We start from the raw sequence: 21,506 nt of genomic DNA, 5'->3' as shown, positions 1-21,506 counted from the left end.
TTCGGTCCACCCCCTGAAAAAGTGACAGCACGCGAAAATCCCTTTCATTCAGGGTCTTGACATCGTACCGCTGCTCTATGGAGCCGAATTTTAAACAAATAAAATCAGGAAGGAACCATACAGGACAGCCGCAAACACCATCTCCACAATGCCGGTCGGCTTTGCCTTCAACCCCTGGACGGGAAGCAAAACGGCCCGCAATAGTAAAATGAGGAAGGGAATAAACAGCAGCGGTTTGATCCAGGCCGCCGCCAGCATAATCACAAGGTGATAAACGACAGATGCATAGTAGTAACGTGGATTGTTTTTTTCCCTGAGCACGGTTTTGACATATAAGGCAGTTCCGGCAAAATAGAGCACCAACAGAACAAACAGTTCGTTCACCGTCCGCCACTCCGTTCCCCCTCCAAGATAGACGACAGGATATATAAAGGAGCAAAAAAGCAATATAGCGGCAAAGTCATTCAGTAAGGCGCGTTCCTGTTTGATTCTGGCATAATACACATTCAAGGCAAAAAAAGGCAGCAGCAGCGCTCCATACCAGATGAGTCGAGGCTCATTCCACACAAGAAAGATTAGCAAAGGCAGCGATATGGCCCCATATAGTACGGCAGGCTTGCGGTACCGGTCCCCCTTGCCCGTTTTAATCCACTGCAGCGCGGGGAAAGTGAATAAATAGAGTACCAGCCAGCAGACAAACAGCGGGATGTGAATGCCGCGCGGTTCACTGACTGCCAGTCCCGTCAAAAATGGAAGAATGAGCATGACCCATGCGCCATGCTGTTTGGGAATGTACCTGTTCATACCATGAATCTCCTTTCACTTGGTCGGCTTTTTCGGGCAAGTCGCTCACTTTAAGCATCTATAATTGTGCAGGTTTTCACGTGATTTTGCAGTTTAATCCCTTGCCTACTCAACACGGACAGTTCCATGTCACCAGCCAGCCGGTCAGCGGTCATCCGCCTATATAGGACATGCCGATTTTGTTTCTGTTTGTGGCGGTTTGCTCCGTTCTTTCTTCGGAATACCGGTCTGCCCTCCGCTCCCACACGTCAATAATCGTATTGAGCATATGCCGATCATCCGCACCGGACCGCAGCAGTTGGCGCAGATCAGAACCTTGGCCTGCAAAAAGGCATGTATAGAGCTTTCCATCGGAAGACAGGCGGGCCCGGGTACAGGATGAGCAAAAGGCTTCGCTTACCGAGGTGATAAAACCGACCTCTGCAGAACCATCCAGGTAACGGTAGCGTTGTGCCACCTCTCCGAAATAACTTTGTTGCACAGGCTCCAGTTCATAAGCATTTCCGAGCAGGTCCAATATCTCCTGTTTGGTTACCACACCGGCATAACTCCAGCCGTTCCCGTTCCCTGCATCCATAAACTCAATAAAACGGAGCGTAATGCCCCGTTCCTTGAAATAACCTGCCATGGGTAAAATCTCGCTGTCATTTACGCCTTTTTGTACAACCATGTTGACTTTGACCGTAAAACCAAGCTTCCTGGCATACTCGATCTGCTCCAGAATGTGTGCGGGGCCCATCCCTCTGCCGTTCATCCGGCCGAAAATCCCGGGGTCCAGGGCGTCGAGGCTGATGTTCAGGCGGCGCAGCCCGGCCTCATAAAGAGGCTGCGCCTGCTGGCCGAGCAGCGAGCCGTTGGTGGTTAAACCGATGTCCTCTACGCCTGCAATGGACCGGATTCTGTTTATAAATCCGGGAAGACCGGGCCGCATAAGCGGCTCTCCCCCGGTAAGCCGGATTTTCTCCACTCCAAGGGAAACAAAGAGCCTGATGAGCCGCTCCATCTCTTCGAACGATAACAGCTCACACTTGGGCAAAAACGCAAAATCAGAACCATACACTTCTTTTGGCATGCAATAGGTGCAGCGGAAATTACAGCGGTCCGTTACCGACAGGCGCAAATCGCGAATCGGCCGCAGCAGGCTGTCTTTCAGTGGGTGGGATCTCATGCGGCCACCTTCCTTCTTTTAGAGGTAGTTCAAAAAGTCATCTTTTGATCACGAAGCAAGTCAGGAAGCGGACTCGACATCGAATCTTGAATTCAGCCGGGACTTCCGGTGCTCACGTACCCCAAGTACGCTCCGCTCCTCAGTCCCTGGCTTCATCCAACCTTCTCGGTGCTGAAAACCTGACTTTTTGAACATGTACTTTAAGTAAGCTATGAATGGAGTTCTTTTCCCTTTCGGTGCTGCTCGGTGATGTCGCTGAACGTGCCTACATAACGGACATCCTCGCCGGTCTCGTCCTTCACCGCACTGATGTTCAACCATTGCAAATACTCCTCGCCGTTTTTGCGGCGGTTCCAGATGCCTCCTTGCCACATGCCGTGATTTTTGATCGCCTGCCACATTTCACTGTAAAATGCTTTTGGCTGTCGGCCGGATTTCAGAATGTTCGGATTTTTGCCAATCACCTCTTCTTCCTTGTAACCGGTAAGCTTGGAAAAAGCGGGATTGACCGCCTTGATGGTTCCTGTCACATCCGTCACCAAAATTCCCTGTCCGGTCGATGCGAATACCTCAGCCGAGAGTGCCAGACGGTCCTGGAAATAGAGCCATACGACGATGATCAGGCTGGCTAGGGCCACCTGGGACAGCAGCATGAATCCGATGGAATATTGGCCTGTAAGCGAGTGAATGGCCGACAGCATGAGCGGCGGGAAGAAACCGCCCAGTCCTCCCATCATGGACACAATTCCGTTCACGATGCCGGCCTGCTTGTTGAAATAAAAAGGCACCAGCTTGAAAATGACTCCGTTGCCGATTCCCGCACAAACCGCAATGGCCAGACTCCCTACTGTATACAGCCCGATCGAAGGCGAAAAGGCGAGGAGAATGGCGGCCAATGTATAGGTGGCAAATGTGCCGATCAGCAGGAATAACGGTTGAAAGCGGTCCGCCAGCCAGCCGCCGACCGGACGCATAAAGGTAGCCAGCGCAATAAAACCGGCGGTGCGCATCCCGGCATCGACTTTGTCCAGCCCGAAATTCGACACCAGAAAATTCGGCAGGTAGACGGTAAATGCAACAAACGAGCCGAACGTTATAAAGTAAAATAAGGAGAAAAACCACATTTTTTCATTTTTGTAAACACCTTTAAGCTGTTCGATAATCGGCGTTTTGACTTTTGTTTCATGCCGGTCTCCGAAGATCAGATTTAGCACGATAAATATGAGCAAAAGAATGAGATACAGCTTCACCGCCGCCGTCCAGCCGATCTGTGTTGCCACAATCGGAGCCGAGAATGTGCTGATGGCTGTTCCGATGTTGCCCATGCCATAGATGCCGTTGATGAAGCCAAGCTTCTCCTTCGGGTAATACTTCGGCAGTGAAGTAACCCCGACCGAGAACACAGCCCCGCCTATGCCAAGGAATAGCCCGCCTATGATCAGATCGGCGTATGAAGACGCTTCGCTTATGTAATAGACGGGAAAAAGAAGCAGAATGAAGCTGACCATGAAAATGATTCTTGCCCCAAATATATTGGCGTAATAGCCGAGCGGAATCCGCAGTACCGACCCGAGCACGACGGGAATGGCGGTGACCATGGCCAGTCTGTCGGCTGGAATGCCGATATCCTCTTTAATGTAAGGCATAAGGGATGAAATGATGACCCATACCATGAACCCGACAACCAGATTTAACGTTTGCAGGGGCAGCTGCAGTCTTTTAACCATTGAACTCACCTTTTCGTTATTTGTATTTGCTGAGCATTGTGGTCCTCAGTTTCTGTCCCTATTGTAGCTGGCGAATAAAAGACCATATATAAGGGAGTTCCCTTTGCAAAAATGGGAAAACCCTAAAACTCCCCCCTCCTTTCCGGCAAAGCAAAAAAACACCCTGGAATTCACCGGATCGACATTGGATCCAGTTCATTCCAGGGTGTATCAGGATTTAGATCAGAACTCCAGCATTTTTTTCTTTAATGCATACTCTACCAGCTCGGGCCGGCTTTTCAGGTTCAGTTTCTCCATGATTTTGGCTTTGTGGGCCTCCACCGTCTTTACCGACACGAAGATCATTTCGGCGATTTCCTTGTTGCCGTAGCCTTTAGCGATCAATGGCAGGATTTCCAGCTCGCGGTTGGACAGCAGGTCGAACATATCCGCAGGTTCAGCCGTCTTGTCCTTCTTGAAAAATTCCCGCACCAGCGAGGTGGCCATTTTGGGATGTATATAAGTCTCACCCCGGTAAATGGTGCGGATGGCCAACAGCAGCTCTTCATCCGGCGCATTCTTCAATACATAACCAGAAGCGCCGTTTTTGAGCACATGAAACAGATATTCCTCATCATCATGCATCGTCAGAATCAGAATTTTGGTATCCGGGAATTCCTCCTTGATCTTGCCGGTGGCGATCAATCCGCTTTCCCCCGGAGGCATGCTGAGATCCATAATGAGCACGTCCGGCCGCAGCTTTGCCACCAGGGAATAGGCCTCCAGGCCGTCAGCCGCCCCGCCGATGACCTCCATGTCTTCCTGAAAATTCAGGATCATGGAAAAGCCGCTCCGTACGATCGCATGGTCATCCGCAATGACTATTTTTATCAAGTCTTATTCCTCCCCTTCACCGTGACCGACCGGAACCTGCAGAAAAACCCTTGTGCCTTTCCCGATCTCTGAAAACACACTGAAGCTGCCTCCGACCAGCTCAGCCCGCTCCTGCATGCCAAATAACCCGAGCCCGGTGCCGATCGGCTCGCCTTGCAGATCAAAGCCGGCTCCTTCATCTTCAATAATCAGCTGCAGGTTGCGGCCGATCTCTGTTAAAGTGACAGTCACACTGTCCACATGAGCATATTTTAATGCATTTAATACAGCTTCCTGGCAGACCCGGTAAATAACTGTCTCCACTTCACTGCCATAGCGCTTTCGGGAAAGATTGGATACAAATTGAATGACAAGCCCGTAGCTTTGTTCAATCCGTTTGAAATAAGTGCGAAAAGCAGCTTCCAGCCCCAGATCATCCAGGGCGGCCGGGCGAAGCTCGACGGAGAGATTGCGGATATCATCAAGCAGCCTCATCATGGAAGCCTCGGTTTGCTTCACTTTTTTGAGCACCTGATCATCATCCGTCACATATTTGAGCACCCTCATATCAACGACGGCGCTCATCAGCTCCTGCGCCACACTGTCATGCAGCTCACGGGAAATCCGTTTGCGCTCATTCTCCTGCGCTTCAATCACGTGCTTCATCATTTTATTTTGAAAGAATCTTTCCTGGGTCTGGAACTGTCTTGTCAAATCCCTCAGCATAAACACACGGATGCCATTCTCTTGATCAACGGTATGGAAGGAAGCGGCATAAGGCACGACCCCCTTGCCCTTCGTTTCCATATAGACCTGAAAAGACGAGAATTCCTCATTTTCCGGCATGCTGAAAAAACAATCCAGGCAGGTACGATTCTCCGTCTCGCTTGTATAGCCCCGGCAGGTGCCGCATAAAGCCTGATCTGCCCCTCGGTAAAGCTGCATGATCACCTCATCACCGACAATTTGCTCGGCGGCCGGGTTCATTGCGAGGGTCTTTCCTTCCTTATTGAAAAAGAAGATCGCTTCAATGCTGTTTTCAAACAGCTTCATCATCATCGGAATCAACTGGCCTGCCTCTGCTTGTGTTGTCAATTGGCCATCAGTTCCTTCCCGTTTAAATCTCCGAATCCGCCCCGTGCATATTCCACCATGGCTTTAAGCATTTCCTCCGTTACACGCCGTTCCTCGCCGCGAAAGCCGCCCAGCAGCACCCCCGCTACGCGGGCGTCATTCCATAACGGCACGGCCCAGAGGCTCCTCAGCTTTTCCGACTGTACTATAGGGTAATTAAACAGACTTTCCAAACCCAACTGTTGATGAACGGATGGAATTAACAGCGGCTTCCCCGTTTTGAACACGATTCCCGCTATCCCCTTGCCGGATTGCAGCACAATGCGCCGGAAGCGGTCATTCAGGTTGCCTGAGGCGTATTTCCATTTGAGCACATAATGGTACTCTTCGGATTCTACAAGAGAAAGAGCCATGAAATCGTAACCGAATGCTTCGCGGACCTGGTCAAGCTTCCGTTGATAATCCACCTTATTATTCATCAGTTTAATCTCCTAATTTAATCTTCACCCAGCTATTTGCATAAACTGGAACAGCGGGCCAGGCCCGCTTTTCTAGTTAGATCTATGTCTTCTATAAAGAATATAACTTCTACTGATATAATTCAATGGAACACTCCACACATGCACCAGACGGGTGAACGGCCAGAAAGCGAAAATGGTAAAACCCGCAAGCGCGTGCAGCTTGAAGGACAGCGGCACTTCCCGCATCAGGGAGGCATCCGGACTGAGCACAAACAGGCCGCGGAACCAGATCGAAATCGTCTCGCGGTAATCGAACTCAGGTTGTACGGCATTGGTCACAAGGGTGGCGTACATGCCCATAAAAACAATCAGCAGCAATAAGGCATTGACGACCAGATCGGAGGCGGAGCTTAAACGGCGCACATTACGGAGGGTGAAACGGCGCCAGGTGAGAATGAGCATGCCCAGAAGCGTGATGACGCCAAAAAAGCCTCCCACATAAACCGCGCCAATGTGGTATAGATGATCATCTACACCAAGCGCCCGCATCCACGATTTCGGGATGCCAAGTCCTGCAACGTGCCCCATGATAACCGGGATAATCCCGAGATGGAACAGCAGGCTTCCGGCCATTAATTGCTTTTTCTCAATAAATTCGCTCGATTTCGCCGTCCAATTGAATTGGTCTGTTCGATAGCGGAAGATATGTCCGACGATAAATATAACCAAACATACATAAGGGTAAATCACCCATAAAAATTGTTCAAGCATCGCCATTAACGGGCCTCCTCCTGTCTCACACTCGCTTTAAGCGTTTCGCGGAGCCCCTTTACCAGATGAAAGTAGGGACTGTGCTTGTTCTCCAAGGCCTTGAGCAAATGATAGGTGCCGTCCTCCAGGATGGCAATCAGCATTCGGAAATTCTCGGGTGCCTGCGGATTCGCCATCCACTCGGCGGCGTACAGAAACTCGCACATCAGCGGAAGATAATCGGGCAGCTCCTCTTCCGGCATTTCAAGGCCGAACATTTCATAGAGTATTTTCAGTCTTGCCAGCATTTGTCCACGCTCTTTGGCATCCTCATATTTGAAATACGTCATATACAGCGCACAATCTTTATTGAAATCGAAGGTGGAAGTGTACATTTCCTGAATTTCTTCCAGGCTGAGTTCCTGCATAAGGGACCAATAAGCGCGAGCGTGCGTATAACCCGGATTTCCGGGGAGGAAGGACCTCTCCAGGAAATCCGGATGAAAATCCGTCTTGTCCGGATACATCAGCTGACGGGAGAAAAATCCGAAGGACGGCTTAAGATCATAGAGTGTTTTTACATCAATCACGCCATATCCCTCCATAAAAATTCTCTTCGTACAATTGCTTACCCGTCTTTTCCGTTCCGGTGCTCATCGGATTTATGGCCGCACAGCCGCTGCAGCCGCCTCCCGTCACCGGACCTCCAAGCGTGTCGCCATAACCGGCCGCGCCTTGTGCACGATACGGATTCATATGGGCTTCTTTATGTGAAGTTGGAATCACGAACCGATCCTCATACTTGGCGATGGCGAGCAGCCGGTACATCTGCTCCGTCTGGCGGGCCGTCAAGCCCAGGCGCTCAAGCCGGCTCTGATCAAATTCCTGTCCGGTCGAATGGGCGCGCATGTAGGACCGCATCATGGCCATCCGCTGCAAGGCTTCTTTTACCGCCTGCGTATCCCCTGCCGTGAGCATATTAGCCAGGTATTGAATCGGCGTACGCATTTCTTCAATGGCCGGGAAAATCAAGTCTGGATTGCTGATGGAATCCTTTCCTTCAAAATAGTTCATAATCGGGCTGAGCGGCGGCACATACCAGACCATGGGCAGCGTGCGGTATTCGGGATGAAGCGGGAACGCCAGCTTATACTCGATCGCAAGCTTGTAAACCGGCGAATTCTGGGCTGCTTCAATCCAGTCCGCCGAAATGCCGTCTCTCTTCGCCTGAGCGATGATTTCCGGATCATGTGGGTCCAGAAACAGGTCAAGCTGCGCTTTGTACAGATCCTTCTCATCCTCAACCGAAGCGGCTTCCTGTACACGGTCGGCATCATACAGCAGAACGCCCAGATAGCGGATTCTGCCTGTACACGTCTCCGAGCACACCGTCGGCAGACCGGCTTCGACACGCGGGAAGCAGAAGGTGCATTTCTCCGCCTTGTTCGTCTGCCAGTTGAAATACACTTTTTTGTACGGACAGCCTGTCATGCAGTATCTCCAACCGCGGCAAGCCTCCTGGTCGACGAGGACAATGCCGTCCTCGTCCCGTTTATACATGGCGCCCGAAGGGCAGGAGGCCACACAGCCCGGATTCAGGCAATGCTCGCACAGCCGCGGAAGATAGATCATAAAGGATTTCTCGAAATTGAACTTAATTTCTTCTTCAATCTTCTGAATATTCGGGTCCTGCGGTCCGGTGACATGCGCACCCGCGAGGTCATCCTCCCAGTTGGGCCCCCAATCCAGATCCATTTTCTCACCGGTTACGGCGGAATGTGCCCGCGCCACCGGCGAATGCTTCTGCTCTTTCGCATTTGTCAAATGCTCGTAATTGTAAGTCCATGGCTCATAATAATCCTTCATTTCAGGCATATCGGGGTTGTAAAAGATTTTACCGAAGGCCACCTTGGACAGCTTGCTGCCGGATTTCAGCTCCAATTTCCCCTTTTTGAGCTGCCAGCCTCCCTTATATACCTCCTGATCCTCCCACCGCTTGGGATAACCGATGCCCGGCTTGGTCTCTACATTGTTGAACCACATATACTCCGCGCCTTTACGGTTCGTCCAGGTTGTTTTGCAAGTAACGCTGCATGTATGACAGCCGATGCATTTATCCAGGTTCAATACCATTCCGATTTGTGCTTTAATTTTCAAGCCAGTTGACCTCCTTCATTTTACGGACCGCCACGTAGACATCACGCTGGTTACCGATCGGACCGTAATAGTTGAACCCGTAGCTGAGCTGCGCATAACCGCCGACCATCTGGGTCGGCTTCAGATGAATCCGGGTAGGCGCATTGTGGCTGCCGCCGCGCGTATCCGTGATTTCGGAGCCCGGCACCTGAATATGTTTGTCCTGGGCGTGGTACATGAACATGGTGCCGCGCGGCATCCTGTGGCTGACCACCGCTCGTGCTGTCACCACGCCGTTCCGGTTGTATACTTCCACCCAGTCGTTATCCGCCAGCCCGTGCGACTGTGCGTCCTCGTTGTTGATCCATACGACCGGTCCCCCGCGGAACAGGGTCAGCATGTGCTGGTTGTCCTGGTAGGTGGAGTGGATATTCCATTTACCGTGCGGAGTCAAATACCGCAGTACCAGCGAGTCCTGCCCGCCCTTGATTTCTTTATCTCGCGGACCGAATACCATAGGCGGAAGCGTCGGCTTATAAACCGGCAGAGCCTCACCAAACTGCAGGAAGATTTCGTGATCGATATAGAAATGCTGTCTTCCGGTCAGCGTCCGGAACGGCACAAGCCGTTCAATATTCGTCGTAAACGGCGAGTAGCGGCGCCCCTGCTTGTTCGAGCCGCTGAACACCGGTGTCGGGATCACTTCACGCGGCTGTGCCGTAATGCTATGGAACGTGATTTTTTCGGCTGCCCGGTCGGCAGATATATCCTTGAGCGGTACACCGGAATCCTGCTCCGCCTGCTCATAGGCTTTTTGCGACACACGTCCATTCGTCGCGGAGGACAAATGAAGAATCGTATCCGCCGCTTGGCGGGCTGTCTCCAGCTTTGGCAATCCGCTTTTAATGGATTCGTCATCATGGGTGCCGTTGAGCCGTTTCAGCTCCTCATATTCGTCAGCAACAGAGAAGCTGATGCCATGGGCCCCTATTTTTCCTTTCACAAGATTCGGGCCAAGCGAAGTGTATTTATCGTAAATTTTGGTATAATCGCGCTCTACAATACTGAAGTTTGGCATCGTTTTACCCGGTACCGCTTCAATCTCTCCTTTCGCCCAATCCTTTACGGCCCCGAGCGGCTGTGCAATTTCCCCGACCGAATCATGACCAAGTGGAGATGTCACGAGATCCTTGTAAACTCCGGGCAAATGCGCTGCCGCCATTTCCGAGAAAACCTTGGCAAGCGAGCGATAAATATCCCAGTCAGACCGTGACTCCCACAACGGATTGACCGCAGGGTTGAACGGATGCACGAAGGGATGCATGTCGGTGGAGGACAGGTCCGTTTTTTCATACCAAGTGGCCGCCGGCAATACAATATCCGCATAGAGCGGGGTTGTCGTCATGCGGAAATCGAGGGCAACCAGCAGATCAAGCTTGCCTTCGACATCTTCACGCCACACGATCTCTTCCGGCTTCTGCTCCTCATTCGGACGGGCCAGCAGCGCATCGGATGCTCCAAGCAGATGCTTCATGAAATATTCCTGCCCCTTCGCCGAGCTGGAGATCAGATTCGAGCGCCACACGAACAGTGAGCGTGGGTAGTTCTGCTGCGCACCGGGGTCCTCCACGGCAAAGCGGGTGGTACGGCCTTTGATCTGCTCCACGGCGTGGGCGATAATATCTTCGTTCGTCTTTTTCCCCTGCTGTACTGCCTCTTCGGCGAACATCAGGCTGTTTTTGTCGAACTGCGGATATGAGGGCAGCCAGCCCAGTCTTGCGGCAAGCACATTGTAATCCGCCGGATGCTGATAGCGAACTTCTCCCCCCGTAGGCGACTTCAGCGTGTCCGTGCCGCTTTCTTCATAACGCCATTGTTCTGTCGCAAAATAAAAGAAGGAGGTGGCATTCTGCTGACGGGCAGCTCCCTGCCAGTCTTTCGCAAAGGCTACGGCTGACCAGCCTTCAATCGGACGGCATTTTTCCTGTCCGACATAATGGGCCCACCCGCCGCCGTTCACGCCTTGAGATGCAGTCAGTACGACCAGATTCAGCACGGCACGGTAAATGGTATCGCTGTTGAACCAGTGATTGATGCCCGCCCCCATAATGATCATGGAGCGGCCCTCTGTATCGATGGCGTTCTGCGCAAATTCACGGGCGATCTGCACGACCACGGACGCCTTCACGCCAGTGATTTTCTCCTGCCAGGCTGGGGTGTAATGGGACGCTTCATCATCATACCCTTTGCTGTTTAACGGGCTATCGATGCGCGCAACTCCGTACTGGCTCATCATCAGATCGTACACGGTCGCCGCATACCGCTCCGTGCCGTCCGCCATTTGTATCTTCATGACAGGAATCACTCGCTTGAAGGTCCCATTGCCGGTATTGTCAAAGTACGGGAATGCGATTTCCAGCCACTGCTCTCCATGTCCCTCAACTGTAAGCGCGGGCTCGACCTTCGTTCCGTCCTCACGCTCCAAAATCAGATTCCACTTCTTGTCCTGCTCCCAGCGCTGTCCCATCGTGCCGTTCGGAACCATACATTCATCAGCAGCCTCATCATAGATGACCGGCTTCCATTCCGCATGTGGCGAGGTCTCCCCGAGATCGCTTGCGCGCAGGAAGCGGCCGCCTTTCCAGACGTTCTCGTGCGGATCAAGCAAAATCAGAAACGGCATATCCGTATACTGCTTGGCGTAGTTGATGAACATCGGTTCTTTGCGTACATGATAGAATTCATCCAAAATGACATGAGTCATAGCCTGGGCCAACGCTGCATCCGTACCGGGATTAGGGGCGAGCCAGTTGTCGGCAAACTTTACGTTCTCCGCATGATCCGGTGCCACCGACACCACCTTGGTTCCCTTATACCGCACCTCTGTCATAAAGTGGGCGTCGGGTGTCCGTGTAAGCGGCACATTGGAGCCCCACATGATCAGGTAACCTGCGTTATACCAGTCCGAGGACTCCGGCACATCCGTCTGCTCGCCCCAGATTTGCGGAGAAGCCGGCGGCAGATCGGCATACCAGTCATAAAAGCTCAGCATTTCCCCGCCAAGCAGGGAGATAAAGCGGGCACCGGATGCATAGCTGACCATCGACATTGCAGGAATCGGCGTGAAGCCGGCAATGCGGTCAGGCCCGTATTTACGGATGGTGTAGATTAATTGCGCCGAAATAAGGTGCAGTGCATCTTCCCATTTGACACGGATGTGGCCGCCTTTGCCACGTGCTGACTTGTAAAACTTTGCTTTCTTCGGATCTTCCACAATGCTCGCCCATGCATCTACGGGATTGTCATGCTCGGCCAACGCTGCCTGCCAGAGACGCCACAGCTTGCCGCGGATATATGGAAATTTCACGCGCAGCGGGCTGTATTCGTACCAGGAGAACGACGCTCCCCGCGGGCAGCCGCGCGGCTCAAACTCAGGCATGTCGGCGCCGCAGGACGGATAATCGATTTGTTGATTTTCCCACGTAATAATGCCGTTTTTCACAAAAACCTTCCAGCTGCAGGATCCGGTACAGTTGACGCCATGTGTCGTACGGACCACTTTGTCGTGGGACCAGCGCTGGCGGTATACATTCTCCCATTCTCTATTTTTTTCTTCCAGAATGGACCAGCTATCGGAATAGCTTTCGACAGGTTTGAAGAAGTTAAGATGTTTTTTTCTCATCAAGTCCGAACTCTCCTTTGCGGAATACAAGAAACTTATAATGATTCCATTGTTGATTCACTCGATTACTGCCATTATCCCTTTCTCCCGCTCCTGTTCCCATTAGGGAATATCCTAAAGCGGACAGGGAAATCCCTCATTCTGTGAAATAGAGCATAGAAGCGGCTTGGTTTAGGCACAAAAAAAGAACCGCAGAAATATCTCTGCAGTTCCTGTATAACTACCCAACCCGACTGTTATAGGTAATTTGGTTTATGGATTTGCACCGGCAAATACCTCCGCAGCCGCGTACAGATAATAAGCCAGCCCGGTCTGCTGGTCTTCCAGCATACGAAGATGAAACTCGTCGCTGAGGAAAAATCGCGTTTGTGCGACAAAATCCTCGGCCGAAATTTTGTGTCCATGCTTGTTCAAAAATTCCAAATGATTGCCGATCAAGCTTTTTGTTTGCTCATCATCATGCTTGATGCCTGATTGCAAAGAACGGACCATTTCGCCCATGAAAGCGGCCGCTTCGGCGGCTTGATCATTCAGCCTCTCCACATCCTTTTGTTCGACCTGAAATGCCTCCATGCCGTACGTTACTTCCAAATGTTCATTTTGACCGCTCAGCGCATCATTCCACTCTTCTGCGTTTGCAAAGCCTTTAAACATGTCCTTCTGATCCATGGTTTCTCCATTCTTTAACGAAGCTATAGACTTCCCTATCGTTAGAAAAATGGTGTCCAACCTCTTTCTGCGGGCGAGAAGGAGCTCCTCCTGGTGCAAAAGAATGGATAACCGCTCTGAATGATCCTCCAGCAATTTTTTAATTTCATCCAATGGGATATCCAGTTCTCTGTAAAACAAAATCTGCTGCAAACGTTCCAGCTCTTTCATACTGTACAGCCTGTAACCGGACTCATTGACCTTGCAAGGCAGCAATAGTCCGATTTTGTGATAATGATGAAGCGTCTTAATCGTGACATTGGACAGCTCCGATACTTCTTTTACTGTGTATAGAATGTCCTTCACCTCCCTGTTTCCACTTTAAAGTCTGCCCTAAGAGGAGGGTCAAGACAATTTCTTCGTGAAAAATACGAGAACTCTATTAACTAAACATTTGAAAATTGTAAAAGCCCGTTAAGCAAGCTTTGCTTTTAACTTATTGTTTTTTTGATCCTGTATATTTACTTTGTAATTTAATATAGAAAGATATTCCTATGCCTGATAGACTATAATCAGTTCACTTGATTACAACCAGTGAGATTTCCCTTTATTTACACATTCCTACGGGTAACATATTTTCACTAATTCGCTTTTCGCTTCCTTCCGATAATACCGATATAGAGTTTATTTCCTTTAAAATAAGGAGGACCAAGGTTGGGTTTACTCGATGTAATAGCACCAGGAATTTTTACTTTAATTTACTTTATATTTGCCATCGGTTTTTTCATAGCCGCTATTAATGCAGTTCGCCGGAACTCACAAAAGACAATTAATCGCAAATATGTATGTAATGATTGTGGTCACAGAGTATCAAGAAGCGCAATGTTTTGTCCTTCTTGTGGTAATAGATTTAGACTCATACGCATAGCAGGGAGATATGGTTTGGGTGACATGGTTGGATTTCTTTGTGGTTTTTTCTTATTCTCATCTTTAGGTATCTACGCCCTGTACTCGTTTATCGAAGCCTTAAAAGTGTTTGGTGTATTATGATTACTGAAATTCACATTCTAAAAAAACCGGGATACAGGGCTTTTGGTTTAAAGTTATTGATTTTTCCGCTCCTGTTCAGCCAGCTCGTTGCCTCACCTCCATGAGCCAATGTTAGTAAACTTCCTTCCGATTCTCCTGATTACAATGCTTTTATTGGACAGATTTCACATATCCCGCTTTCCTGCATACTGGAACAAGCTGGCTACATATAATTTTTCGGTTATCGATTTTTAAATCCACAGCCATCCTTGCCAACAAAATGGCAAGGGGACTTGCTTCTTCTTTAACTAAGGCTCAACGAACTTGCTCCTCCGGATATGAAGTTGAGGAAGAATCAAATAAAGGCTGGCAGTAGATATTGATAGTCCGTCAAGGTGTAGTACATGATTTACCGTGTTTTGATTTAACAGATTGTCATTTATCAGTTCCCTGCCTGCATACTGGTACAAGCGAACTACATATCTTTTTAGTAGCCTATTCGATTGAGGAATGCTCTATTAAGGGGGGATATCATTGTCAGATGCATTTGTGGCCCGATCACTTGACGAAATCCGTTTCTGGTCCCGGGTGATGAAAGAACACGCTTTGTTCCTTCGTTTGGGTTTTAGGTGTGAAGACACACAATTAATCCAAGAGGCTCAGCAGCATCAAGCTATTTTTGAGGACATTGAAAGAAGATCTCATGAGTTCGGTTTAAGTACCGATCCGCAAACCATCAGAGAATTTAATACTGAAGTACGCAATGCCGCCGTTCATATTTGGGCCTTTAAAAGAAGGGTATTAGGGCTTATTCTCCAATGTAAACTTCCTGGTCAAAACAACTTCCCCTTATTGGTCGATCACGTCAGCCGGGAAGCTAACTACTTTAGAAACCGGCTTGAGGAACTTAATTCCGGAAGACTCGAACCATTACACGACGCAATCATTGATGAGAATATTTTCTTTCTGAAAATAATGGCGGACCACGCAAAGTTTATTGGTCATTTACTCGATCCATCTGAACGGAAACTGGTTGAACAAGCAAGGGAGTTTAGTAATGATTTTGATACCCTCATGTATCAAGCGATTGATTTAAGTTCAATGCGTCCGCAATCACAGACCATTCCTTTGCTGAGTCAATTTGTTGACGAGAATCGAGTATCCGTAAAATCTTTGCGGGATTTCAAAAAAACAGCACGTGATTTAATCGAGGAATGCCGCATAAAAAGCATTATTCACCCTTTATTGGCAGATCATGTATTCCGGGAAGCAGAGCGTTTCCTGTTTATTCTGGATATGTTTGAGAGGTCCTTGTCGGGTATAAAGGTAAACAAAAGAGAAATCTTGTTCTGATTAACGATTAGAATGGAGGATTTTTGATGCAAATACCAGTTAAAGGGATACTGTTATGTATGAACAGATCCAACTCCGACTCGGAGCATGACCACACTTCTGAGCAAGATCACAAATCTGACCATGATCACAAGTCCGAGCATGATCACAAACTCGTGATCACCTCTTGGGATGGAAGGCCGGTAAACATGCATGTTCACCCCATGGCAGGAAAAACCTCTTTTGACGTAGGGCATTACCACCAGTATGCAGGAACTACAGAACCGGCTCCCACCGGAATCCCCCATGTTCACCACTATAATATAGAAACCACTTTTAATGACCAGCATGTTCATTTGCTAAAAGGAACCACAGGCCCCGCCGTTCCTTTGCCAAGCGGCGGGCATTACCACTATTTTGAGGGTTACACTACCGTGAACGGCAGAATTCCGCATACCCACAGCTATCAAGGCAGAACAGGCAACGAAGTCTAGAATAATTTTAAAAATGGCGAGTGAAAAACTCTCCTGTAACAGCAAAGACGTTCCCTCTAATGAGGAACATCTCTCGCACTGCCTTCAAAGCAAGTAATCATTTAAGTTTGATTTCCTGAGAATAATTGTCGTCTTGTACCAGATAGAGACCTGGATTAATCTCAACCTCAGCCCCTTCCGGTATGTTGTCATAGAAATCAAATCTCTTAGTCTCTCCTGAGTTCCGGGATTGGTTGCTGTCGGGCTCAACCAATTGTCCGTTAACCTTAAGACCCGTTCTATGGAAGCTAAATGGTGTACTGCTGCCTTCCTTGAGCTTGGTTACGACAATTGCCCGCTGCCCTTGCGATAATAGTTGTATTGAATCACATGATCATCATCCAGCCTGTATTCAGCCGTTTGCTCTTTTTCAGAAGGTTCCTTCAGGGCAGTCCAATTTCGTGCAAGGTCTTCATGAACAACCCAGGCTTTATCCAATACAAGCGTAACCGGCTCATCGGAGTAATCCTGGTAGGGTTGATCCAGCATAAATATCAGCCGGTTACTGTCTTTTGAATAATAGCCGTTAAGGGTAAGATTCCCCACTCTTAGCTTGGCATTGTCAAGCAGCATGGCTTTACCTGCAATGTAGTCTGTCGACTGCCCCGAAGTTTGTACAATGATACTGCTGGGAGTAAAGCTTAAGCTTGTCGGTACAAAATCAAAGCCGTTCATCGCAGAAGGATCGATCTGAAGAGAGAAAGTACTAGAGGGTTGGGATGCCTTGTCTTCATCAACAGTGAACGCCAGCTTCCAGTCACCCTCAACTCTAATTCAGCCGTGTGAGGAATTGCGCTCGGCATAAGGGCTACCATTGGTAGCTCGAAAGCCGAAAGTTCCATGCTTCCTCCTTTCGTCATGAGAATTTAACATAGTGTGCTATATTGAAGGCAGTGAAAAGAGGTGAATCCGATACCCACCATTACAGCAAAAATCCAAATCGATGTCCCGCATGAGCATACAGAAATGCTCACCAAGACCATCCATGCCTACCATGAAGCATGTAACTATCTTTCTGCAATGGTCTTTCAAACCAAAGAATTACGTCAGCGTGCACTCCATGACTTGTATTATCGAGAGCTGCGAAGTCGTTTTGGTTTGAAAAGTCAAATGGCGCAATCGGTGATCAAAACCGTCGTCGCCCGTTATACCTCTGCTCGGTCCAACGGGCACGATTGGAACCTGGTCCAATTCAAACGACCTGAATATGATCTGGTACGGCATCGAGATTACTCTTTGAACGTTGATCGGTTTAGCGTAAACACACTGGACGGACGAGTGAAGCTCCGCTACAAAAAACAAGGCATGCAGCACTTCTTTGACGGGACATGGAAATGGGGCACGGCCAAGCTCGTGTACAAACACAAGAAGTGGTTTTTGCATATTTCCATGACCAAGGAGTTCCCTGAATTGGATCTTACAAAGGTCAATCACATGGTAGGAATTGACCTGGGAATCAACTTTCTTGCCACTACATACGACAGTCAAAGCCAGACAACGTTTTATCCTGGTCGAACGATGAAACACAAACGGGGCCAGTATAAAGCCTTACGCAAACAACTTCAGATGAGACAAACCCCATCGGCTCGTAAACGACTCAAGCAGATCGGTTCAAGAGAAAACCGTTATGTTACGGATGTTAACCATCAAGTAACGAAGGCACTCGTTGAAACGTACCCGAAAGGGACCCTTTTTGTGATCGAAAATTTAAAGCATGTTCGTTCCGCAACTGAAAAAGTACGTGTTCGCCATCGGTATGTGTCGGTATCCTGGGCATTTCACCAGTTCCGTGAAATGTTGGAGTACAAGGCTCGACTGAACGGCCAACGAGTCATCGCATTAGACCCTAAATACACTTCTCAAACCTGCCCGAAATGCTCACATATTGAACGAGCCAATCGAAATAAAAAGACGCATAGCTTTGAATGCCGAACCTGTCACTATCGTTCGAATGATGACCGAATTGGTGCCATGAACCTGTATCGCAAAGGAATCGAGTACATCGGTACAGTTACAGCAGGAGTATAACTCTTGTTGTAGGGGCGAGGTCAGCCGTCCTGATGTTCCAACACGCTAAGGTAGGAGCACCACGAGGTGCGTTTGCACTACCGGTTAGGAATAAGTCTAAAAGGCTTGTGTGAAACGCAAGCACTGTCTACGAAGTAGGCAGAGACAAGCTCGTGACTTTAGTCATGAGTTGTTGACAAGGCACATTCCCTAATTCCATTTATATACGTTATGCTTTTATTCACTTAGCCTTGCAGCTCGGACAGCCGGATGCCGCGATGCTCGCGCGCCGACTGGTTAGCCGCTTCCATGAGCTTGGTCAGTTCAACGGCATAAGCCACATTCTCATCAGCCGTGGTATCTTGCTGAATATGACTAATCCATTGCTCAAACGCACTCTCCCGTGGTCCTGGAACCGGAAGTTCTACCCAAGCATCCTTATATTCTTCTTTCCGCGAAGTGCGGATCAACAGCTTTTCATCCGGCGTTCCGTAGAGAATCGAACCTTCCGTCCCATGAATTTCGACACTGAATGGAGAGAAGTTGTTCACGAACCCCGCTTCAACAATTCCGATCGCACCCGATGGCGTCGACAGCGTTGCAACGGCGTTATCCTCTACTTCTTTTCCCGTAACATAGCCAAACTCCGCCTTCACTTCCTCCACATCCTGCTGCAGGAACAGCCTTGTCAAATACATCGGATGGCAGCCCAGATCAATCAAAGCACCGCCCAGGCAATCTTCCAGCTTGTAGAAAGAGGATGGCAGCCAGCCCGCTGTCGCCCCGTTATGGGATAAGCGGACTCTCACTTGAGTGACCTGGCCGAGCAGCTCCTGATCCAGAATGTCGCGAATCGCCAGTGTGTAGCCGTCGTTCAGCCTTGGCAGCGACACGGTCAACTTCACCTTGTTACGGTCCACGGCATCCAATATTTCGTTCACTTCATGCAGCGTCGGCGCCAGCACCTTTTCGGTAAAAATATGCTTGCCTGCGGCAGCCGCCTTCAATATCACATCGCGGTGCATATGGGTTGGAGCATCCACAATGACCGCATCGATGTCATCCAGCGCGAGCATTTCATCCAAAGAAGCATAAAACGCCACACCTTGCTGATCTGCAGCTTCTTTACCCCGCTCCTGATTTTCATCCCAAACCGCTACGATTTCGGTATCAGAATGCGCCCCCGCCTGCTTGGTATAATCCCATGCATGAACATGCCAATAGCTAATTTTTCCGATTCTGATCATTTCCAGCCACCTCAATGTTTAAGATTTGGATATCAAGTATTTAAAACCTCAGCTCCGATGAGAAAAAGCTCACTCTCTCTTACATCATAAGGTGAGCTTTTTCCTATTCAATCCTATTCAAAATAGACCGTTTTCCCCGTTCGCGCCGACTCGTAGATCGCTTCCAACACTTCCGTTACAACAAGCGCCTGTTCCGGTTTCACCATCGGTTCGGTACCGGATAGGATACTCTCGATCCAAAGTCTGCACTCGCGGGCAGCTTGGCTTTCCGATTTCCCGTCAAAATATGCGACTCCGCCCGTATTCAGTTCAGGCAGTTTCGTATACAGTTGGCCGAGCTCTTCCCCGTTGATCCGCAACCCGTCGCGCATATCAGCACCAGCCTCGGTTCCGCACAACGTAGATCTGGCCTCGCCTACGTCCAGGGTGTTCAGCGCCCAACTGGATTCCAGCACAACGGTTGCGCCGTTTTCCATCGTAATGAAACCAAATGCCGAATCTTCGACGGTAAACTTCTCCGGATCCCATGGACCGAATGCATTCGCAGCGTCTTTTTTGCCGCCGAGTTTATGGTACACATTCCCGACAACGCTTTTCACCTTATAGTTGTCCATCAGCCACAAGGTCAAATCAAGCGCATGGGTGCCGATGTCGATCAGCGGGCCACCCCCCTGTTCCTCTTCGTTCAAGAATACGCCCCAAGTCGGTACGGCACGTCTGCGGATCGCATGGGCTTTGGCAAAATAAATATCGCCCAAATCGCCGCGTTCTGCTATTTTTTTTAGCAGCAGCGAATCCGGCCGGTAGCGGTTGTCATAGCCGATGGTGAGCTTTTTGCCTGTGCGTTTCGCGGTTTCCAGCATCGCTCTGGCTTCTTTGGCCGTTTTAGCCATAGGTTTTTCGCACATGACGTGTTTTCCAGCTTCCAAGGCATCGATCGTAATAAAGGAGTGGGATTTGTTAGGTGTGCACACATGAATCAAATCGATGCTCTCATCTTTAAGCAATTCTTTATAATCCGTATATATGGCGATATCCTCCCGGCCGATTTTGCGGGCTGATTCGATTGCGTGCTCCTCGATAATATCGCAGAATGCCACCAGTTCGACGTTTTCCTGGGCACTCAGACTTGGTATATGTTTGCCGTTAGCGATTCCGCCGCAGCCGATAATGCCGACACGTAATATTTTTTGTTCCTGTATAGTCATTGGCTTGGTCATCTCCTTGGTTTTCATTGTTCTTCTGTGAAGGTGCTTCGATAGACATTTTGTTTATAATATTTGTCGAAGAAAGGTAAGACTGGTTTCGATCGATTCCAGCTGGGGAATCTCGTATTCCTCCTGCTCCACCGTGTACCATTCCACACCACTACGTTTGCCGGCCGCCGTAATTGCCTTGAAGTCCAAGATGCCGGAGCCGATCTCCGTATTCCGTTTATCCTGCTCGCTTTTCATATCCTTGATATGCAAAATACGGCAGCGGTCTTTGAACGATTCAATCCAATCCGCGGCGCTAAAGCCCGCATACTCAGCCCAATATGTATCCAGCTCCAGGAACATATGCTCAGGCCGTGTGTTGCTTGCAAGCAGTTCGAGGCCTGTCAGGCCGTCATGCTTTTGGAATTCGAAGCCGTGGTTGTGGTAGCCGAAGCGAAGGCCCTGCTCTTTGCAGCGTTCACCGATCCGATCGAAGATTTCGGCTGCCCGCTTATAGCTGTCAGCGTTTTCACGCAATTCTTCGGGAAGCCCCGGACAAATAATGTAAGGACTGCCGATGACAAGCGAATATTCGATCATTTCCTCCAACCGCTTCACAAGGTCAGGCATGCCGATATGGCTGCCCGCGGCCCGCAGTCCGTATTCATCCAATGCCGTCTTCAGCTGCGCAGCCGATGTGCCAAAATACCCGGCGAACTCAACGCCGTCATACCCTATTTCCGCCACCTTTTTCAGCGTGCCCAAAAAATCCTCACTCGTAAATTCTTTGATCGAATAGAGCTGCAGCGCTACATTCTCCATTGAAATACCTCCTTCCTTAACAAGTAAGGTAAGGATAT

General features: G+C 49.5%; 19 protein-coding genes. 4 read left to right on the top strand and 15 right to left on the bottom strand.

The features are described from left to right. Positions 1-90 precede the first annotated feature (90 nt). From ACI1P2_RS29255 to ACI1P2_RS29205, 11 genes are all read right to left on the bottom strand, one after another. On the bottom strand, positions 91-804 hold the full coding sequence (locus tag ACI1P2_RS29255; protein ID WP_355326727.1) for a YwiC-like family protein: 714 nt from the start codon (positions 802-804) through the stop codon (positions 91-93). A gap of 151 nt (positions 805-955) precedes the next feature. Next, positions 956-1,972, bottom strand: coding sequence for a GTP 3',8-cyclase MoaA (moaA, locus tag ACI1P2_RS29250; RefSeq protein ID WP_355326724.1), 1,017 nt, complete (start codon positions 1,970-1,972; stop codon positions 956-958). Between the two features lie 209 nt (positions 1,973-2,181). Then, positions 2,182-3,699 (bottom strand): nitrate/nitrite transporter, encoded by a 1,518-nt coding sequence (locus ACI1P2_RS29245; RefSeq protein WP_355326721.1) that lies wholly within the window; start codon positions 3,697-3,699, stop codon positions 2,182-2,184. Between the two features lie 222 nt (positions 3,700-3,921). Then, positions 3,922-4,569 carry a response regulator transcription factor gene (locus ACI1P2_RS29240; protein ID WP_355326741.1) on the bottom strand — a complete coding sequence of 216 codons (648 nt, stop codon included), beginning with the start codon at positions 4,567-4,569 and terminating at the stop codon, positions 3,922-3,924. 6 nt (positions 4,570-4,575) lie between these two features. Next, positions 4,576-5,607 carry a sensor histidine kinase gene (locus ACI1P2_RS29235; RefSeq protein ID WP_355326738.1) on the bottom strand — a complete coding sequence of 344 codons (1,032 nt, stop codon included), beginning with the start codon at positions 5,605-5,607 and terminating at the stop codon, positions 4,576-4,578. A 35-nt stretch (positions 5,608-5,642) separates the two neighbouring features. Further along, positions 5,643-6,104, bottom strand: a complete 462-nt coding sequence (locus tag ACI1P2_RS29230; protein ID WP_355326718.1) for a GAF domain-containing protein — start codon at positions 6,102-6,104, stop codon at positions 5,643-5,645. A 72-nt stretch (positions 6,105-6,176) separates the two neighbouring features. After that, positions 6,177-6,863 carry a respiratory nitrate reductase subunit gamma gene (narI, locus tag ACI1P2_RS29225; RefSeq protein WP_355326715.1) on the bottom strand — a complete coding sequence of 229 codons (687 nt, stop codon included), beginning with the start codon at positions 6,861-6,863 and terminating at the stop codon, positions 6,177-6,179. Then, on the bottom strand, positions 6,863-7,426 hold the full coding sequence (narJ, locus tag ACI1P2_RS29220; RefSeq protein ID WP_355326712.1) for a nitrate reductase molybdenum cofactor assembly chaperone: 564 nt from the start codon (positions 7,424-7,426) through the stop codon (positions 6,863-6,865). Before narJ ends, narI begins: the two co-directional genes overlap by 1 nt. Next, positions 7,419-8,993: a nitrate reductase subunit beta gene (gene narH, locus ACI1P2_RS29215; RefSeq protein ID WP_355326709.1), complete on the bottom strand. Its 1,575-nt coding sequence runs from the start codon at positions 8,991-8,993 to the stop codon at positions 7,419-7,421. Before narH ends, narJ begins: the two co-directional genes overlap by 8 nt. Further along, a complete protein-coding gene (locus tag ACI1P2_RS29210) occupies positions 8,983-12,654 on the bottom strand; it encodes a nitrate reductase subunit alpha (protein WP_355326706.1) in 3,672 nt (1,223 codons plus the stop codon). Before ACI1P2_RS29210 ends, narH begins: the two co-directional genes overlap by 11 nt. 252 nt (positions 12,655-12,906) lie before the next feature. Further along, positions 12,907-13,659, bottom strand: coding sequence for a MerR family transcriptional regulator (locus ACI1P2_RS29205; protein WP_355326735.1), 753 nt, complete (start codon positions 13,657-13,659; stop codon positions 12,907-12,909). Positions 13,660-14,016: 357 nt separating this feature from the next. Between ACI1P2_RS29205 and ACI1P2_RS29200 the strand changes: the two genes are divergently transcribed. The 3 genes from ACI1P2_RS29200 to ACI1P2_RS29190 all read left to right on the top strand — a co-directional run bounded on the left by ACI1P2_RS29200 (position 14,017) and on the right by ACI1P2_RS29190 (position 16,157). Beyond that, positions 14,017-14,352, top strand: a complete 336-nt coding sequence (locus ACI1P2_RS29200; protein ID WP_355326700.1) for a hypothetical protein — start codon at positions 14,017-14,019, stop codon at positions 14,350-14,352. A gap of 513 nt (positions 14,353-14,865) precedes the next feature. Further along, on the top strand, positions 14,866-15,684 hold the full coding sequence (locus ACI1P2_RS29195) for a DUF2935 domain-containing protein (RefSeq protein ID WP_355326697.1): 819 nt from the start codon (positions 14,866-14,868) through the stop codon (positions 15,682-15,684). Positions 15,685-15,743: 59 nt separating this feature from the next. Beyond that, positions 15,744-16,157, top strand: a complete 414-nt coding sequence (locus ACI1P2_RS29190; RefSeq protein WP_355326694.1) for a YmaF family protein — start codon at positions 15,744-15,746, stop codon at positions 16,155-16,157. A 321-nt stretch (positions 16,158-16,478) separates the two neighbouring features. Here ACI1P2_RS29190 and ACI1P2_RS29185 read toward each other — a convergent pair whose 3' ends face one another. Beyond that, positions 16,479-16,769, bottom strand: a complete 291-nt coding sequence (locus ACI1P2_RS29185; protein WP_408976377.1) for a hypothetical protein — start codon at positions 16,767-16,769, stop codon at positions 16,479-16,481. Between the two features lie 339 nt (positions 16,770-17,108). Between ACI1P2_RS29185 and ACI1P2_RS29180 the strand changes: the two genes are divergently transcribed. After that, positions 17,109-18,224: an RNA-guided endonuclease InsQ/TnpB family protein gene (locus tag ACI1P2_RS29180; RefSeq protein ID WP_355326732.1), complete on the top strand. Its 1,116-nt coding sequence runs from the start codon at positions 17,109-17,111 to the stop codon at positions 18,222-18,224. 224 nt (positions 18,225-18,448) lie between these two features. On the opposite strand, the gene ACI1P2_RS29175 is transcribed toward ACI1P2_RS29180, so the two are convergent. The 3 genes from ACI1P2_RS29175 to ACI1P2_RS29165 all read right to left on the bottom strand — a co-directional run bounded on the left by ACI1P2_RS29175 (position 18,449) and on the right by ACI1P2_RS29165 (position 21,468). After that, positions 18,449-19,450 carry a Gfo/Idh/MocA family protein gene (locus ACI1P2_RS29175; RefSeq protein ID WP_355326688.1) on the bottom strand — a complete coding sequence of 334 codons (1,002 nt, stop codon included), beginning with the start codon at positions 19,448-19,450 and terminating at the stop codon, positions 18,449-18,451. A 113-nt stretch (positions 19,451-19,563) separates the two neighbouring features. Then, the gene (locus ACI1P2_RS29170; protein ID WP_355326685.1) at positions 19,564-20,658 is read right to left on the bottom strand and encodes a Gfo/Idh/MocA family protein; all 1,095 of its coding nucleotides are present in this window, start codon (positions 20,656-20,658) and stop codon (positions 19,564-19,566) included. Positions 20,659-20,721: 63 nt separating this feature from the next. Continuing rightward, complete coding sequence (locus ACI1P2_RS29165; protein WP_355326682.1) at positions 20,722-21,468, bottom strand: sugar phosphate isomerase/epimerase family protein; 747 nt, start codon at positions 21,466-21,468, stop codon at positions 20,722-20,724. Positions 21,469-21,506: the final 38 nt, after the last annotated feature.

The sequence above is a fragment of the Paenibacillus jiangxiensis genome, from assembly GCF_046098255.1.
In the GTDB taxonomy this organism is placed as follows: domain Bacteria; phylum Bacillota; class Bacilli; order Paenibacillales; family Paenibacillaceae; genus Paenibacillus; species Paenibacillus jiagnxiensis.
Note: the sequence above shows the minus strand (reverse complement) of the source record. Positions and strands in the feature narration are given on the sequence as shown.